Source organism: Sphingobacterium puteale (assembly GCF_003627955.1).
Lineage (GTDB): Bacteria > Bacteroidota > Bacteroidia > Sphingobacteriales > Sphingobacteriaceae > Sphingobacterium > Sphingobacterium puteale.
Map to the genome: position 1 here is coordinate 72,052 of NZ_RBWS01000014.1, position 19,420 is coordinate 91,471.

Genomic DNA, 19,420 nt, shown 5'->3' on the forward strand with positions numbered 1-19,420 from the left:
CTATATCGTTTAATTTCTGCGAAATCACTTCCATACTTGGGGTTTAGTGGAAATAAATTTGCGAGGATTCCACTGATCAATACCTAAAATTACCTTATCATAGGTATAGCTGGAGGCTTCCACATCGGTTATTACTGCTTTAGACACGCCCACCTCATTATTTCTGTTTTTAAATTGTGTCTTACGATTTTCGGTACCGACCGCATTTCCTGAGGCATCGATACTCTTGTAATCAGCAAATATTTGGGGAATTCCCCCCATATCTGTCCATCCTTCTGAAGCCACCGGGATATTCATTCGTGTATAAAGAAAGACAGCTTTAGGCCGATCGTGCCATGGACGTCCAAGCTTTACTTTACCATCTGCAGCAGCAGTATTTCCATCGATCGTACAATACTTAAACACGTAGCCCCATTTAGTTTCCTCTTTATGGCTCGGAGCTACAATGACCGAGCCGCTACGCACATTATACAATGTACTATGCTCAACATACGCATTGCCGCCTCCATAAAAATAATCCACAGCCCCTTCTATCCAGCAATTGTACACATAGAGCCGATCATTAGGCTGGCGTGTGCTGGTCATCCAGGTATCCTGAAATGACCGGAAAATGCAATCACTAAATGCTACCCTATCCGCTTGGATACGAATTGCCAAAGCCTGTGGGCCGCTTTGCTGCTCAAGTCCCCAATCATTTATAAAACTGATATTTTCGGCATAAAAATCATCTCCATTGATTGATACCACCGCCCCGGGATAGCGATAAACCGCTGCATTCGGATTGTGAACAGAAAATTTCCAAGCTGCAGTGTCTGTCTGATACCACTTCGAATCCGGCTTGGGTAAAGACTGAACATTTAATTTAAAATGAACACGTGTGTTCTTCTTATCTTGGCCAATTAAATGGATGAACCTTTTTTCTGTGGATACCGTGACGACTTCATTATAGTCTCCATTTTTTACATAAATACGGTAAGGTTCACTGCAATATTTTGGCGCATCGTCAATCGCCTCTTGTATGGTCTTATAATCGCCGGTTCCATCGGCTGATACGATTACATTATAACTGTGATCTAGCGCGACAGTATTAATTGTAATTGCTTGGCAAAAAAAAGGATTGCAAAATTGAACATAGGTCAATAGGATAGATACAAGAATTTGTCTTATCATCAGAAGTCTATAATTGGTTCGTTTAACATTAAGCTTGCACGACTGTCGTCAGCAATAATCAAAGCTAATGGAGCACAACAAATTAAAGGTCCAATAATTGACAAAAAAGGTTTAATTTTTATAAAATACTAATTATCAGTATTTTAAATTCAATATAAGTGCTATAAAATCATATATTTTTTTTTCGCATGGCATATTCTTTTGGGGAGATTCCAAACATTTCCTTGAAACTTGTACTGAAATATTTAGGGTTGTTAAAGCCTACGCGATAAGCCACATCGGATACGTTTTCCAGACCGGCATCAAAATATAATTTTGCCTTTTTCAGGCGCACCTCGCGGACGAATTCTACTGGAGCCATATTTGTCAAGCTCTTAAATTTTTTGTAAAAGGTATTGCGAGCCAAATTCAGCTGTTCGGCAATCAAATCAATATTAAAGTCAGATTGGTTCATATGCTGTTCCACCACCTCGACTACTGTTTCCAAGAATTTTTTATCCTTGTCATCAATTTGAACTTCTGATACTTGAACTACTGCCGTATTCCGTTCAGTAACCTGTTTAAAATAGGATCTTCTTTTCTGAAGTAAACTATGTATAGCCGCCAAAAGAAAAGCAGGTTCGAATGGCTTTGTGATGTAATAGTCAGCGCCATAACTCAATCCCTCAATTTGCGTTTCAACAGCATGTTTAGCACTCAACAACACAAAAGGGATATGGCAAGTACGCGCATCCCGTCGAACTTCTTTTAACAGTTCAATTCCGTCCATTTCGGGCATCATCAGATCACTCAATATAAAATCAGGCATCACGGAGCGAATCTTTTCAAGCCCTTCTTTACCGTTTGTAGCTATTTCAACGCGGTAATGAGTAACCAACTGTCCCGTTAAAAATATACGTAAATCCGCATTGTCTTCAACTAACAATAGAGTTTCATTTTTATCTATTTCAAAAGACACGTTGCTATTCTTATCGGTATTGGAGGGCGGAAGGTCAAAAGAATTAATGCTAAGGAATTCTTGAACACTTTGCGGAGCATTTGAATTATTGCGAATTGGAATTTCAATGCTCACATGGAGTCCATGATTTTCCCTGTTTTTTGCATAAATATTTCCGTCATGTAATAAGGTAAATTCTTTTGAAAGCGCTAAGCCTACTCCTGTACTTTTTCGTTTATGCACCTTACTTTTATCTTCGGTATAAAATAATTCAAAAATATAAGGCAGTGATACATTTGGAACTCCAGGTCCTTCGTCAATGATATGAATGCACATTTTATCTTGTTGCAGGTTTAACTGGATTTCCACGGTACTTCCGTCAGGTGTATAATTTAGAGCATTTGACAACAAGTTGAAAAGGATTATCTCTATTTTCCCCTGATCCAACTGAACAATCAATTCTTTAAATGCTGTGACAAATTTAAGGTTCACCTGTTTTGCCTCTGCAGATGCAGTAAAGGCGAACAACACATCAGAGATCAATACCACGATGTCGAATTGTGTTAGATGCAATTGATGCTTGTTTTCCTGTACTTTTCTCAAGTCTAACAATTGATTGACAAAAAGCTCCATTCGCGTAGCATTCCGATGAATAATATCCATATACACCTGCTTTTTTGTATCCGTCTCTTCACGTATCAATTTCTTTACCGGGCTTATGATAAGTGTCAATGGTGTTCGCAATTCATGGGAGATATTGGTAAAAAACTCCATTTTAAGTGCTCCAAGATGCTGTTCGAGGAGTACTTTCTGCTTTAAATGTATCATTTGCAAACTTATCTTAAAGACAGCATAGGAGATTCCCAGAATCAAAAGACCGTAGACTATATATGCCCAATTGGTCTTCCACCATGGTGGATTAATCATCAATTCAATCTTTCTGTAAGGTACTCCCTTATAAAAATCATCTTCACCCTTTATCTCAAGTGTGTAATTGCCCGGATTTAAATTGGTATAGGTAATACGAGTAATCTGATTATTAAGATGCCAGTTGGTATCAATCTGTTTTATACGATATTGAAAGTTTGGATGCATGTAGCGTGGATCCGAGACTGTTACATCAAAGGATAGGTTATTTTGATTATAATTTAAAATAAGGCGATCGGTATATTGTACACCAACTTGCTGTCCCTTTTTTTGAGGGTTAATTACAAACTCTTTATTATTAATCAAAAGCCCCGTTAGCAGAACCTGAGGTTTGCTATTTTTCTGCTGAAAGGATTTGGTGTCCAGACAAAGCATACCCTTCGTTGTGCCCCAATAAATCATTCCTTGCTTACTTTGAACCACTGACTTTTCTGAAAATCGCATATTGCCAAAGCCGTCGCTTGCATTAAAATTTACGAATCTCTTTTTTAAACGATCAAACTTGGACAGACCACCTTCTGTTGCTATCCAAAGGTTATGTTCTTCATCCGAGATACAGCTTAAAATATAATCATTGAAAAGTCCTTCTTTGGTAGTATAATGTTCAAATTGTAGCGTACGAAAAGGGTTGCCAGTGCATTTTGTCAATCCACCTCCTGAGGTACATATCCACATGCATCCATCATGATCTTTGTATAGATATTGCACATCATTATCGCCAATTTGGTCTCCCTTATAGTAAACATAGTAGAAATTATCCCCCTTTTTGACTGGATTGACAACCAGAACACCATACGTTGTTGCTACCCAAACCATACCCTTATCATCAAGGGTTAATTGCCGAACTCTGCTAAATGCATCCCTCCGCAATCCAGGCTTTTGCAATGTTATCCGTTCAAATTGCGTTCTTCCATTGATTTCAGTGGCACGCAGTAAACCCGATCCATAAGTTCCTATCCAAATAGCCCCCTGTTTATCCTCCAACAAAGAATAAACTTGATTGCTGCTTAATTTTTTGTTTGTTGTGCTAAATTGTTCGATTCTATAGGAGGTTCTCGCCTTATTTTGTGGTACAGCCTTTAATAAGCCGTGTTTTTTAGTACCCATCCACATTGTTCCTTTTTGGTCTTCCAATAAGCTATAGACAGACGAAAGCGCCTCGGCATCCACGCCGCTAAAAGAAACTGGCGAAATTCTTCCTTGATCAAAAACTGATATACGTCTAAATTTTTTACCAACCCAAAGTCTTCCCAACTGATCAAATAAAAGGCTACGCACTTCGGGGTCCCCTGCTTGTCCCTGTTCATTTCCAAAGGGTTGGAATGATACCCCCTTGTTGTAAAAGACTATCCGTGCCATTCCCTCCCCCTCTACGGCAAACCAAATTACACCAGCAGGGTCATATAGAATATCATGGACAAAACGTGGAAAGTCAATCTGTTGACCATTGATTGACCTAAAAGAAAAGCTGATCTGACCATTCTGTTCATCAAAAAAACCAAATCCCCCCCCACGCATACTGATCCAAACTCTTTGCGACACATCCTCAAAACATTTAAAACTCATCGTTGAACTCTTCTTATAGAACGGGGAGCCAAAATAGTTGCTTTTAAAATTATTCAAATTCAGCATCACTACGCCGTTCCCCTCTGGCTCAAGCCACAAACGTCGCTTACTATCTTCATAAATACCAGTAAGGCTAGTTCGAAATTGATATATTGTCCGTACTGTATGTCTCACGACATCAAACGCAATAAGTTCTCCTAGAGAAGTTGACAAAAACAGCTGCTTTTTATCGCGTGACATAAGCATTTCATTGATTCGTCCTTTAGTTACAGCTAATACCTGCAACTTTTTGTTTTTTTTATCATATACCAACAGGTTATTTCTTAGGGTAGAAAAGTACATGAAACCTGAAGATTCTGCAATCTTATCGATTCCATTTGACGTCAACTCAAAAGATTGAATAACATGGGGCTTATTCTGGTTTGAGGTCAATTGAAGCAAATGAAGACCTTCTTTTGTCCCTATCCATACCTGTCCTTCAGCATTCCTATGGAAGAAAGTCAATTTATTTGACGATAAATGATTAGCTACAGCCTTACTATCTGAGCTAAAGATCGAATAGTCAAAATTTTCACTTTTCGCATCGATACAAAATAAACCATCATCAGTACTGCCTACCCATAATGATTGTGCATCAATTGCGAAAATTTTATTAAATTGTATTGATTTTTTTTGTGTAGCTTCTACCTTCTCCGAAATCGAAAAAAGCTCCTCAGAAGCCTTGTCAAAACGATAAAGTTTCATATCATAGGTAAGAAACCAGATATCGTTTTCGGTACCGTCAATCATCTGAATGACTCGACGACTTGCAATATCAGACTTATTGAGTTCAGTCGAATTGAAGGTTTTGAAACGTTGTCCATCGTAACGGTTGATTCCATTCCATGTCCCAATCCAGATAAAACCGTCCTTATCCTTCATTAGACCTGTCAGATTACCATGAGAAAGACCTTTTTCTCCGCCATAATGATCCAATCTAAAGTTCTCTTGACCTAGAACAGTGGGTATATAAGCGAAAACTAACGCTAATAAATATATCCACGGACTACTGAATTTTATCATAATGAAGATTAGGCTTGTCCCCCGCTTTTTGAAAATCTGGTTACTACATAAAATTAGCTTTTTATTCACATATTACTTTATATTTTCTACGCAAACGATCTCAAAAAAAACTTAACAAAATCCGTTTAAGTATTGAGGAATGCTATTCCAACACAGCTTTCGATCACCGCATCAATGTTATTTTCAAGATCATCTTTCTAAGCGGTATTTGGGAGGTATCGGAAAGTCAGGATTTTAAGGTTTTCTTAAAGTTGTTATTAAATCTTTATATACATCGATCTATATATTACTATTTTTTTTAGTATATTTACTCACATAAAATAAAAACTGTAGTAGCCAATTATTAGGTCTAGTTTTCTCAAACTGACAAAGAATAATTTATCAAATCTAAATGTATGGCAAAGAATAAAAAGATTAATGTATAGGGGAAAAGAATTTCAACGTCTAAAAGATGAAGAAAACGACCGTTTGAAGTTAAACTGGAGTTTACAAAGAACTTTAGCCAAAGTGAATTACCAAATCCATACCGATGCAATCAAAGAAAATCTTATTCCAACAGAAATTACCAAACAACAAGCAAGTTCCGTTTATACGAGTGAAGCTGATCTGCTTAATGTTGCATTGTTTGGTATGACAGCGAAAGAATGGAGAGATTCAAATCCAGATAAGAAAGGTAATATTCGAGAGTATGCTGTTATAGGCAAAAGCACTATACCGAATCTTTTTGCCCTTACTTATTTCGAAGAAGCAGATTGTATGTAGCAAATAAAAATCATCAATCAACTGGATGATCAGATTATTTTCGCTTATACCGATGTCCAGACCGATCCAGTTTTTGGAGGGAAGATATTTACTTCGTATCCAAATAATAGCCAACTTTCCTTGTGTGTCCATCTTTACCGACTCTAATTCCCGCTCATTAAAATATATTTTTCCATTACAAAAATCCAAAACTACGAACGGCCTTTTCTTAAAATAGAGGATGCGCATTTCGAGATCAGCTATTTCATGCAACCTGATATGTTGTTTTTGATTCAAATAATTACTTATTTCTGATAACATTGGGGTTTAATTTTTTATATATCGAATACTCTTAATGCTATTTAAAACTATCTATAGATTATTTTAAAATTAGTTGGCCTCCATATAAGAAGGCCAACCAATTATCAATAGACCTTTAAATAATCAAAATATGCCCATTCCCGCTCGTACAACATATCTTGCGAAAAAAGCCCAACCATCGCTCCCGTAAAGCCATCAGTGTAATCGTCGGACAGTATTGAAGACTGTATCTCAGGACCAATCTTATCCCACTCTCCCTCCTTGGTAGAAAAATAAAACTGAAAATGTTTATTGGAAAAGGACACTTTCAATCTCACTTTTGCTTCACTCCCTTCTAAGCCCTTAAAGGCTAACTGCTTATAAGTCTTATCGACTCCGGTTAGCACCAATTGACGATCTCCATGATCGTCTACTGTAAGTCCCAAAGAAAAAAAATGTTTCGTATCATAGTAACAGGCTAACCCTGCCAAATGCCTAAAATCTTTTGGATCGAATTCCAAAGCTGTCTCATAGGTCTGCGTTAGACTTGTTAAGCGTCGAACGACTAAACTTTGATCAAACCTAGAACCTAAAGCTCGTCTCCCTTTCAAAGCTAGAGTTCCTTTTTTTCGTTCTAAATTAAGCCATGATTTATCCCAAGGTTCACGGAGAGTTTGAAAGGATACATCTATTTTTTTGGAATCAAATGAATCAAAAAAAGTATATAGTTCCTTCTCCCGCTTATTTCCTGTAGCTTTCACAGGAGCAACGACAGCCTCCTCTGGAAAACCAGTTGTATTGTCGAGAACTGGCCATGCCCCGGCATTCCAACGTACTTTCTGAATAAATGTTTCTCGACCCAAAGGGCATGCGCCCAGTGATGATAGTGGACGTGACCCCAAATGGGTTGTATACCATTCTCCGTTTGGTGTAGAAAACACGGTGCCATGGCCGGCCTTTTGGATCGATGACGACGAATCACCTCTCGTGGTATAAAAAATTTGGGGACTACGCTCATATTCTCCCCATATACTTTTGGAGCGGGCGACAGCCTCATAATGCTCATAGCTGGTTCCGCCCTCAGCAGTGAAAAGATAATAATAGCCGTCTTTTTTTAGAAGTTTTGGTCCTTCTGCTGAGTTTCTATTCCAACCGGTATAGATCAATTTTGGTTCACCTATCGGTTGGAATGTTTTCAGGTCGATGCTATGCATTCCAATTCCAGCCGAAGCAGGTTTCCCCGGTCGATGATCAAATGTTCTAAAAAGAACGTATGCCTCTTCGTTATCATCAATAAACAGAAAAGGATCAAAACCCAGACTATTTACCAACACAGGCTCAGACCAAGGTCCCTTGGGATCCCTGGCGGTTACTATATAATTGGGATAGCCTTTGAGCGACCAGTTAACCCCATCCTGTACAGTGGTAAAAATAACATAATAAAGCCCTTTATGATAGGTGATTGATGGGGCAAAAATACCATCAGAGTCACCTATCCCACGCATATCTAACTGGCTTTTACGTGTCAATACGTGTCCGATCTGGTTCCAATTTATCAAATCCTTGGAATGATAAATTGGAATTCCCGGAAACCACTCAAAACTCGAAGTGACAATATAATAATCATCATTTACGTTTACAATACATGGGTCAGGGTTGAAGCCAGGTAAAACTGGATTATGAATGGAATCAATCTGCGCAATCAATTGTTGGTTCGTCAAGAATAGAACAAACAAAATCCAAAAGAACTTAATTCCTTTCATCTTGTTCCTCCCTTAATGGCATCCAACTATCAAAAAGGAAATTTCTTTCCAATTCGATTCTAATCACTGGAATTGTTTTATCAAATAGCGCCGCTGGAATCTGAAGCGACAATTGATACCCCGACTGTTTAAAAGTCAATTTTCTACCGGAATCGAGACTAGTAATAGCTTTAACTTTATAAGATCGCGGTATTGCAATCTCTTTAGGTAGCTTAGTTGGATTCCTTAAATGAAGATAAATATACTTTCCGCGATAAGTACTTCCGCCCCAATCTCCTTGTTTATATGGGCCACCGCTGGTCTTATATACTGCTTCGGGATATTTCTCTATCCAATTTGTTAATTCCATATATTTGTCTACTAATTTTTGGGGAAGTTTGCCTTGTTCATCTGGACCAATATTGAGCAAAAAATTGCCATTACCACAAAGTGTTTTGCTAAAGTCAGTTAGCAACTTTTCTTTTGAAATAAGCTCAGCACTTGGCTCGTAGGCATACACTGGATAGCTTACACTGGTACATGCTTCCCAGGGAAAGGGTGGTGCATCAGCAGTCTTGGCTTCCATCGAAAAAAAATCACCTGAATGACCATACGGAAAAAATGTTTCCTCATTGTCATAATCTTTTGTTACAGACAACCTAGTAACTAAGACATCAGACTTTATTGATTTAACAAAATCATAGAGCAGCTTTCCTTCTTTTGGTCCCCAAATCGGGTCTAACCAATGACCATCGTACCATAGAATATCCGGAGAGTAATTCTTTATCAGTTCAGCAGTTTGATTTTTCACGAAATCTATAAATGCTTTTTTTCCAAACTTTGGTTCGGCAATAACATTCCCCAAGCTCGGCATTCTTTTCCATCCAGTATATTCTATATCTGCTATAGAATAATAGATTCCAAAAAGCAGCCCCTGCCGCCGACATTCGACGGCCAGTTCTGAGAGTATATCACGTTTAAAGAGACTTTTTTCAAGATCAAAATTTGTGTATTTACTATCCCAAATGGCAAATCCATCGTGATGCTTGGATATGACGACCATATATTTAGCTCCTGCTTTCCGTGCAGTCTCTACCATTCTTTGGGCGTTAAAATCCACTGGATTCCACAACATTGTAATGGAATCGGATTGAGCTTTTGATTTAATCTTTGAACCAATTGCCCAGGAATCGCCCATACCTTCACGATGACATACCATCCAATGGATAAACATACCTAACTTTGCATCCTGGAATTTCTTCAATAGCTCTTTGTCCGTTTTAGGGTTAACAATTGTCACCTGAGCATAGCTCAGGTGACAATTTGTTGAAAATATTAAAAATAAGATGAGAAAATATATAATTCTGTACATGATGTTTTTATAGATTTATTTAAACTACCAATTGGGGTTTTGAACCAAATTTGGATTCAAATCAATTTCCTTTTGGGGAATAGGCTGTAAATAGTGCTTTGCTGGATTAAAGAAGCGCTCTTCAATCCATCTTCTTTCTTGGCCTTGAATTGAGATCGTACGGTCGGATTTCCCTACGCCATCTTTCCGCATCATGGCTCCATAAAGATCTCCTTTTAAGCCATAGCCATCTAATGCAGGCGATTTTTCCGCCGCTTTCCATCGGATAAGGTCAAAATAACGTAACCCTTCATTGGCAAGTTCAATTCTTCTTTCATTGCGTACTAAGGCCAACAACTGGTCTTTTGTATTGTAATTTTCGCGGTGAACAGCGCCTCCCTTCACCCTATTCCTTAACCGGTCGATGATGTCGATAACCTCAGCCTTTGCTCCAGCACCGTTTATTTCAACAAGCGCTTCTGCGCGCATCAAAAGAATATCAGCGTAGCGCATGATGATAATGTCGTTTGTACAATCCGTGATCTGAACCATGGCATGTGGAGACCAGTCTACATATTTGTTCCACATATAACCGCTTGATGATGGTTCAGGAGCATCATATTGTTGTAGTTTGATCATTGTTGATTTATCCTCCGGATCATACAAGGTTGATTGTACAGATGTGCCATTCCAATAGTTAATATTTCCGGTAGGGTAAATAATGGATTGATAAAATCTAGGATCTCGACTTACATATGGTTTTGCAGGATTATATGTTGAACCATTTTCAGTTAGTAACCGACCATCGGCCATCGGATAGGAATCGACCAACGTACCCGTCGGTGTACAAGCCCTCAAGGCATCTCCACCGGACATGCCTTTGAGGAAAAAGATCTGATTTGAAAAATGACCTTCAGCAACTCCGCCGCTGGATGCTCTTCGTACCATGGAAAAAATAATCTCATTTGAGTTTTCTGCCTTTCCTGAGAATAGATCTTCGTATGGTGTATCACCGACCGTGTTTAGGGTGTATTTTTCTGAAAGTTGCTGGGTGATAGGGAGCAAGTCCACAAATCTATTCTCAAGCAACAGTACACGTGCTTTTAATGCGAGACTACTCCCCCAGTCAGCCCTTCCTTTGGCCTGCGATTTTCCGGACAACTGTGCGATTGCTTCATCAAGTCTATTGAGAATATGATTCACTACATCCTGCCGCTCCGATTGTTTAACAGTCTTGCTTTCTTGGTCGGTTAGCGTTTTGGTGATCAAAGGCACATGACCGAAAAAGAAGACTAGCCTATGGTAATTATAAGCTTCCAAAAATTTCACCTCAGCAATCAAAGTATTTTTATCTTGATCCGAAATACCCGTTATTTTGTCTATATTTTCATAAACTGTATAGCATTTCCTAATATTTGCGTAGTGCTGTGTCCAAATATTGTAGGGAGCTGTTCCACTGGCGTCCTGGGTTCCATTCGCCAAAAGACGGATATCGGTGTACCATCCCGACCATACCAAAAAAGCATTGTCGGACATCATTTCGTCAAAAAAAATGGATCCTTCGTAGACGGTCGGAAAAGTAGAAGCATAGATATCTGTTATAAATTTTACAGCATCATTTTGTGTTTTCCAATAATTATCCTGTGTAATTGATGTCGTAGGTTCGGAATCCAGAAATTTTTCACAGGATGATAATAACAGGCCTGCGAGTACATATAAATAGATTATTCTTTTCATGTCTATTAGCTAAAAAATTAAAAGTCGATATTTAGCCCCAAGGTATAGGTGGCAACATTTGGAAAGGATATGGAATTCAGACCATTTTCAGGGTCGAAAATTCGATACTTCGTAAAAGTTAGTATATTCTGGCCGCTAAAATAAGTTCTTATATTTTTAATTTTGGCCTTTGGTATACCGAAGGAGTAACCTACAGAGATATTTTTCAGTCTTAAGTATGAAGCATCCTGTACCCAATGCGAATAGTTTTGCCAGTTTTGTCGCTGTGCTGCCCCTAATAGTCTTGGGTAATAAGCATTAGGATTGGGATTTGTAGGATCAAAAGATTCCAGAAAGTGTTCTTCCAATGCGGAGAAGATTCCCATAGGTTCTATAACATCCCTTCCTAGAAATCCATCGCGCTTGCCAACACCTTGGAATAAGAGCGAAAAGTCGAACTTTTTATATTCTCCGCTCAAAGTCACACCATATGTGTAACGAGGAATGGTATTACCAATAATTGTCTTGTCCGCAGCAGTTATCTGACCGTCACCATTACGATCTTTCACAATGATATCTCCAATTGACCAGGTCGGTATAAAGGTTTTCATCACCGCGCTATATTGATCATACTTGGCCTGATCTGTTGCTATGCCCAGTGTCTCCCAGCCAAATAATGAATTAAGAGGTTCGCCCTCTATACGGGTAGTCAAGGCAGTTGTAGAAGATTTGTATCCTTTCAAATCCAAGACTTTATTCCGTACATCAGAAAGATTAGCACTAATATTATACTTAAATTCACTTCCTATTTTATCTCTCCACCCAAATGATATTTCCCAGCCACGATTCTGAACTGACCCTGCATTTTGTATTGGAGCTGTGATTCCCAACAATGAAGGTGCATCTAGATTGAGTAAGATATTATCGGTAACTCGATTAAACCAGTCAAAAGAAAAGCTCAACTTCCCTTTGATTGCGGCAAGATCAAGGCCTAAATTCTTATGGGTTGTCGTTTCCCAGGTGATCACATTATTTCCCATCACTGCCTCGTAAAATGAGGACTCAAGGTTGCTCCCGAATATATAGGACTCTCCAGCGCCATAAGTACTTAGAAACAAAAAGTTGTCAATCTGATTATTTCCCAGCTTGCCCCAAGACGATCTTAATTTGAATTCAGGAATCACTGGTTTTAAGTTTTCGAAAAACTTTTCCTCAGACATACGCCAGCCCAATGAAAATGAAGGAAAGGTTCCCCACTTATTTCCACGCGCAAACTTTGATGACCCATCCCTTCTGATATTGGCTTCAAAAAGATATTTATTATCATAATTATAATTGAACCTTCCAAACATCGAAGCCAAAGACTGATAGTAAGATGATCCATAGGTCAATGAGGTGTTAATATCACCACTAGAAATTTCAGAAAAGTCATTATTTGGGAAGTCTTTCCTGTCGCCCTGCAAAGAGCTATATCTTGTCGATTCAGCTGAAACTCCGCCCATAAGAACAAAATGATGAGCAGCAATTTGCTTATTGTATGTTGCTGTCAAGAAACCCGTTAAATTTCGCTCTTGGGTATACGTATCTGACTGGCTATTCCGAGCGATAACGGTATTTTCTACCTGATTAGCTGGTGCAAAAGAATCATATTTTACAATCTTTGTTGAGCGCTTTTGCAGAAACGATTTGTTTTCATATCCAAATGTTCCTTTGATCAAAAGACCAGAAATAGGTGAAATCTCAGGACTAACCAACATCGATAATTTATCACCACGCATGGACATCATGCCGTAATCGTAAGTAGAACGACGGACGGCATTTTGAGGTGCAGAAAGAAATGACCAAGTACCATCTGAGTATTTTACCGGATAATATGGCATCGAACGAGGGACATAATAATAGGAAGATGCTGCACCATTAGCCGATTCCTTTCTTTCGTCATTTATATAAGACATATTGGCTCCAACTTTCAACCAAGAATTGAATTTAGTCGATGTGTTTAGACGCATATTATATCGTTCATAGGTAGAGTTTATAACCCCATTTTGCTTGGTATACCCTAAAGAACCAAGATAGGTGGTCTTATCGCTCCCATTTTGCATCGTCAGGTTATGCATGGTTTGTGTTGCGGGTTTAATCAATTCTTTGTACCAGTTGGTATTTCCTTCTAGGACATCTGGGTCTCCACCATTTTTCATCCGGTCGATTTTTTCCTGAGAAAATGTAGTTCCGGGAACACCTGTTAAATTTTCCGTCACCTTGTTGTACATCTCGGCATACTGCCACGACGACACGGGTTTGGGAATACGGGTAGCATATTGCTGTCCAATACTTCCATTGTAATTGATTGCGAGTTTTCCTGATTTGCCACTTTTGGTCGTTACCAAAATAACACCGTTGGCAGCTCTTGATCCATAGATAGCCGCTGCTGAAGCATCTTTAAGTACGGTTACGCTTTCAACGTCCGAAGGCATAACATCAAACATGTTCATAGCAACCCCATCTACGAGGACGAGCGGTGAAGAATTTCCCCATGTTCCTTCTCCTCTTATTCGAAGACTTGTATTTACTGTTCCCGGCTGACTGGAAGACTGAGCAATAGTTAAACCGGGGGTTTCACCAGTAAGGGCTTCAGCCAGATTGGTAACAGGCTTTCTTGCGATCTGTTCAGATTTAACTGTTGATACCGCACCAACAACATTAGATTTCATTTGAACTCCATATCCAACGACAACGACTTCATCTAAACTATTCATAGTTGCGGATAGTGATACGTCTAAAAACGTCTGATCACCAACTGAAATTCTCTTTTCTTCATAACCGATCAAATGGAAGAGCAGTTCTGTCTGCCCCTTTAAATCGACGATCTCAAATTGCCCTTTTTCATTACTTGCAGCAATGGGGGCTCCTCCAGATAGACTGATGTTCACGCCTTGCAGGGGAGCATTATTGACATCATGTACAATCCCTTTAATTGATCGTTGAGAAGTAACACCTGGATTGGCTGGTTTAATATCGCGAGGTTTCAGAATAATCATCTTGCCTCGTATAGTATAAGAAAATGGCTGATCACGAAATATTGTAGCCAATGCTTTGCGAACATCCATGTTTTTGGCCTCCAATGTCACTGGTCTTGCAACTTTTAGATAGGTTTCTTCGTAGAGAAAGTCATAGCCAGACTGTTTACTCAGCTGCTGCATAACAACTTTTAACTGTCCATTCTTGATCTTCATATTTATTTCTTGGGAATAAGCACCTGCATGGACCTGCAGACTAATAAACACCAATAAAAGAATATGTAACTTCATAATCAGGTAACTTTTGGTAAATAATCTTCGGTAGAGTCGACCTTTTACCCCTTCATTGGGAAATAAAAAGTAGCCTATATGAAATAGTATTTTCATATATTTGTTTTATTAAGTTAATGGTATAATTGATTGTTTTTTCGTTCGATTAACCATCTGATCGGTGATGTTCGTAGCATCGCCGATTTTGGTTAATAGTATTTAGGTTTACATAATTAGTTCAAGCTCATAATCCTCCTTCCTTTCATTATTAGTTTGACATCACTTGTGCTTTCAATAGCAACTAAAATTTCTTCTATACTAGATGTCCGGCGTATTTTACCATAAAATTTCTTTGTATTTGGGAGTGATTTATAATCAACATCAATGTCATACCAACGTGACAGTTCCCGCATAACCTGATCAAGTCGGATACCGTTAAAATAGAAATCTCCATCTAACCACGAAATTGACCGGTCGACATCTACCCTATTAACAAAAATGGTATTATTTTCGAATTTCAATTGTTGTCCCGGTACCAATTCGTGCTTTTGTGAAGTCTTTTCAGCCAATGGCTCTACCAGTACTTTTCCTCTCAATAAGGTTGTGCTCTCTGTCTCTTTGCGGTACGCTCGCATATTAAAAGCAGTTCCCAAAACGGTTACTTTTTGCTTTTCTGTCTTGACAGAAAATGGCGACGGCTTACTTCTCAGATATTCTTTATGGGTAACGTCAAAATAGCCCTCACCGTCTAAAGCCACAATACGGTCAAACCTAAAAGCATCCGAAAATGAGATCGAACTCTCTGCATTTAGCTGAACTTTTGTACCATCGGAAAGACAGATCTCATATGTTCTTTTTCTTGGAACGATGAGTTTATATTGGATTGCTCTACTTGATATATTTTGAAATTTCGCTTTATATTCGACCGCTCCTTCTTTAATTTTAGAAACAACAAAAGCATTGTCTTCATAAATCTTACCTAGCGCTACATCGTCTAGTTTTATTTTTTTATTTCCTTCGATATATAAGATTGGTTGATCAACTGTTGTATAATCGGTCGGTTCTAGCGAAAATACCGCATCTTTTTTTGTCAAATGTCCCTTTGGTATTGTCAAAGTATAGAAGCCTATTGCTCCAACTATTAATAAGATTGCTGCTGCAGCAATCCATTTTAGATAAAGGATTTTTTGCCGGCTGCTATTTTGCTTTTGCAAGACAACGCGTTGATAAATAAATTGAGCATTTTCAATATCTAAAGGTGCAATATCATCATTTGCATTATTCCAAAGATCCTCCATAAGGTCATTTAGCACATTTTCGGTGGTAGGATCTTCCAACACCAGCTTCCATTCGGCAAGCTCGGTTACCGACAGTTGAGATTTCCGGAATTGTGAAAACAGATAATATATTCTTTCCTTTTTTTGCATAAGACCCATTTAGTCTAATTTTTCTATCGCATATATAATAGTAAGTCGAATAGGAAAAGTACGAGGGGTAATAAAAAAATATTTTTTTTACAAAAATTTCATAACAACCAGAACCACAAATAGATCAGGATATTTTTTAAGATAATTGCGTAAAAATTTAAGGGCTAATTTCATATGTTTATGGACGGTTCCTTTGGAAATTCCCAACTTCTCGGCAACTTCTTCATATTTTAGGTCTTGCTGGTGACAAAGCTGATAAACAAGTTGCTGTTGCTTTGGAAGCAATTCTATACCTTTATTCAAACGGTCCTGGGCTTCTTTTAATGAAATTTTCGAAAGCAATGTTTCACTCGATTCAATCCAGGTATAACTGAGTTTCTCTTCAATCTTTAGAAAGTGAATATTTCGTCTGATGAGATCGATCGCCCTGCGTTTGGCAATGGATTTAATATAGTTTTCTATATTATCAACATGGGTAAGTTCTGGTCCTTTTTGCCAAACGATAATCATGACATCTTGCACGATATCCTGTGCCAAATCTTTGGAAGAAACCAGTTGAAAAGCAAACCTGTACAATCTCTGATAGTAACGATCATATAAAACTTTAAATGCACTAGCATCTCCCTGAGCAATGGCAGATAGTAGATCCGCTTCGGTACATTTTAAATCTATTGACATGTTAAGCTGAATTTATAGAAATTGAACTGATAAAGAGATTCTACGTTTATACAACCTGCTTATACTTTTGCTTTTCGCTGATATTTACAATGTTTACAATTGAATGTAATTCGTGACTCTAAATCTCCCATTATATAAGCCCAAATCCGCTACTAAGTTATTAGTATTTTTGTCAATAACGATTAATTAACGGGATAAAGAACATTATTTTTGAGTTCTTACAGGGGAATATTCATTTTTGTAATCTCCCCTAAAAATAGTTACACTTGTTAATGTAGTTTGATAAATTGATGAAAACGGAAAAATAGTACACCGTCAGCCAGTTAAGAAGTGCCTGACTGGCAGTTGATAGTTTGAGGCTGTCGCCCTCTTTGTGGTAACTAGTGCCAGATGAAAAGTGGCCCGCTTGTAGCGACGGCAGAGCTGCCTATCAAAATCTACGGTTTTATTTCTTTGTATATCGGCTGGAATTCGCGATGCCATTTCTCCAGTTTATTATTCTTAAACCTAAATAAATAGAATTCCTCATCAAAAGGAACATTCCGGTAGGAAATAACTTCGATAGTATCCGTAGCGTTTGCTTCCTTTTGCGCAATTGAATAGGATGATCCGAGAATATTAACAACTTGCAATTTAGACATCCCCAATTCAAGCTGCTCCATTTTCGATCTTCTCATTGTGGCAATGCGTGTACCAGAACAAGAAGATAATACCACAGTTAAAAGACTTAAAATGGCTATTAAGTTATTCTTCATCTATCTAATTTAAGAAATAATTTCATTAAATTAGATCAAGGGGCTGCTTAAAATCTAAAGATTATGATGAAGAATATAGTTGTATTAATGGTATTCCAGGTATTTGCCACGACGTTCTGTAGTGCGCAGGTTGACTCTTTCGCTCAGGAAACGGCAAAGGCTTCCTCCAGACAACAAGAGGTAATCAAAAAAGCTGACAATTACACCATTCAGCGACTTATTATCTATAAGGGCAACCAAATTTTGTTGGAAAAAGGACAGAACGGTTGGATGACTCCGGCGCTACGCTCAAACGAAAATCAGTCATTAAAAGAAGGTTTGGACAGTCTGGCAAAAGCTATCGGTCTTACGGTTAAAATAGTAAAACTTTCGGGGGTCTATACCTATAAATTTAAGAACCTGCCGGACCACAAAGAAGTTTCGTATAGAACGCATTACACAGCTAAATATCTTAATGGGGAAATTATTCAACCTAAACAGCCTGATAGAGAATATAAGTGGTTTGCCATAAAAGATGTTGTTAACAACATTCGTAATGAAGCGCTAAAGAAAGAAACCGCACAAATTTTAATGTACCCAAACACACTTTGGGGAGGTTCATTTTTACATACTTTCAAAGATGGGGAATTTGAAAGCGTGGTCATGACAGAAGACTTTTATCCATTAAGTGATCAATAAAAATGAATATTTTATGAAGTATTTTCATATTATCTCATTTTTGATATTTTTCGTTCTAATGGGATGCCAAGCTAAGAGGCAAACTCCGGATGATGTCATTAATCGCTATTATCGGAATGGAAAGTTCAACGGCAGCATATTGATCGCTCATAAGAATCAAATCGTTATTGATACCGCTTTCGGATACCGAGATTTTAATACTAAAGCAGCTCTAACAAAAGAAACCCCGTTATATATTGCTTCATTAAGCAAAGCCTTTACTGCTGTTGCCATTTCCCTTATTGTAGAAAAAGGCCTTCTTTCGTTCGATGATAAAATAGAAAAGCTCATTGATAATCTTCCCGCTTATTTTCATGGCATTACCATAAAGCAATTGCTAAATCATACATCGGGGATAAGAGATTACGAAAATCTGCTCATCAAGGAAGGACTGACAAACAGCGATGTAATCCATTGGCTTCATAGTCAGGATGGTTTAGCATTTGAACCCGGAACAAAATTTCAATACAGTAATTCCAGCTACATCATTCTGGCATTAATTATTGAAAATATTTCTAAAATGTCCTATGGACAATTTTTGACAACCAATATATTCAAACCTCTACAAATGTCTCACACAACTGTTTATGAGGAAAATGCCAGTATTCCCGATAGGGCTATCGGGTATAACAGAAATAAAATAGTGGATGACTATTCCATCCTGACAACAGGAGACGGCGGCATTTTTTCTACGGCAAATGACCTGTATAAATTAGACAAAGCATTAAGGGCTGGTCAATTATTATCAAAAAAAAGTACGGAGCTACTCTATCAAACACCTATTTTGAAAAATGGCAGCAATTCTAAATATGGCTTAGGTTGGTTTATTGAAAAATCAAGTGGGGTGATGATTGCCCAACATACAGGCGGGCTGGCGGGTTTCAGAAGTCTATTTTGGAGAGATTTAAAAAACAATAACACCATAATTGCCCTTACAAACCAAGGTGATGCCTTCCCGATAGTTGATTTTCTGAATGATATAAAAAATACATTGAAATAGATATATAATTATCCGTCGGTACACCAAATGGCTGAGGCATTTAC

The 19,420-nt window shown here is 38.1% G+C and carries 12 protein-coding genes; 3 read left to right on the plus strand and 9 right to left on the minus strand.

All coding sequences use genetic code 11. The annotated features are described in order from the left end of the window. Positions 1–24: 24 nt before the first annotated feature. Positions 25–1,170, minus strand: a complete 1,146-nt coding sequence (locus tag D7322_RS18245; RefSeq protein WP_121125680.1) for a pectinesterase family protein — start codon at positions 1,168–1,170, stop codon at positions 25–27. A 169-nt stretch (positions 1,171–1,339) separates the two neighbouring features. Next, complete coding sequence (locus tag D7322_RS18250; RefSeq protein ID WP_121125681.1) at positions 1,340–5,662, minus strand: hybrid sensor histidine kinase/response regulator transcription factor; 4,323 nt, start codon at positions 5,660–5,662, stop codon at positions 1,340–1,342. A 417-nt stretch (positions 5,663–6,079) separates the two neighbouring features. On the opposite strand from D7322_RS18250, the gene D7322_RS18255 reads away from it, so the two are divergent. Then, positions 6,080–6,424: a hypothetical protein gene (locus tag D7322_RS18255; protein ID WP_220700104.1), complete on the plus strand. Its 345-nt coding sequence runs from the start codon at positions 6,080–6,082 to the stop codon at positions 6,422–6,424. Between the two features lie 404 nt (positions 6,425–6,828). On the opposite strand, the gene D7322_RS18260 is transcribed toward D7322_RS18255, so the two are convergent. The 7 genes from D7322_RS18260 to D7322_RS18290 form a co-directional block, all read right to left on the minus strand. Beyond that, the gene (locus D7322_RS18260; protein ID WP_121125682.1) at positions 6,829–8,466 is read right to left on the minus strand and encodes a family 43 glycosylhydrolase; all 1,638 of its coding nucleotides are present in this window, start codon (positions 8,464–8,466) and stop codon (positions 6,829–6,831) included. After that, positions 8,453–9,817 (minus strand): alpha-L-fucosidase, encoded by a 1,365-nt coding sequence (locus D7322_RS18265; RefSeq protein WP_121125683.1) that lies wholly within the window; start codon positions 9,815–9,817, stop codon positions 8,453–8,455. Before D7322_RS18265 ends, D7322_RS18260 begins: the two co-directional genes overlap by 14 nt. A gap of 24 nt (positions 9,818–9,841) precedes the next feature. Further along, entirely contained in the window at positions 9,842–11,533 is a 1,692-nt protein-coding gene (locus D7322_RS18270) for a RagB/SusD family nutrient uptake outer membrane protein (RefSeq protein ID WP_121125684.1), read from the minus strand. 17 nt (positions 11,534–11,550) lie between these two features. After that, a complete protein-coding gene (locus tag D7322_RS18275) occupies positions 11,551–14,916 on the minus strand; it encodes a TonB-dependent receptor (protein WP_220700105.1) in 3,366 nt (1,121 codons plus the stop codon). 116 nt (positions 14,917–15,032) lie between these two features. Beyond that, on the minus strand, positions 15,033–16,226 hold the full coding sequence (locus tag D7322_RS18280) for a FecR family protein (protein WP_183078754.1): 1,194 nt from the start codon (positions 16,224–16,226) through the stop codon (positions 15,033–15,035). 87 nt (positions 16,227–16,313) lie between these two features. Further along, on the minus strand, positions 16,314–16,904 hold the full coding sequence (locus D7322_RS18285; RefSeq protein ID WP_121125686.1) for an RNA polymerase sigma factor: 591 nt from the start codon (positions 16,902–16,904) through the stop codon (positions 16,314–16,316). Between the two features lie 437 nt (positions 16,905–17,341). Then, the gene (locus D7322_RS18290; protein ID WP_147430475.1) at positions 17,342–17,659 is read right to left on the minus strand and encodes a hypothetical protein; all 318 of its coding nucleotides are present in this window, start codon (positions 17,657–17,659) and stop codon (positions 17,342–17,344) included. Positions 17,660–17,722: 63 nt separating this feature from the next. On the opposite strand from D7322_RS18290, the gene D7322_RS18295 reads away from it, so the two are divergent. Both D7322_RS18295 and D7322_RS18300 read left to right on the plus strand, forming a co-directional pair. Next, a complete protein-coding gene (locus D7322_RS18295; protein ID WP_121125688.1) occupies positions 17,723–18,337 on the plus strand; it encodes an NUDIX hydrolase in 615 nt (204 codons plus the stop codon). 13 nt (positions 18,338–18,350) lie between these two features. Next, positions 18,351–19,376 (plus strand): serine hydrolase domain-containing protein, encoded by a 1,026-nt coding sequence (locus D7322_RS18300; protein WP_147430476.1) that lies wholly within the window; start codon positions 18,351–18,353, stop codon positions 19,374–19,376. The last annotated feature ends 44 nt before the right edge of the window (positions 19,377–19,420 follow it).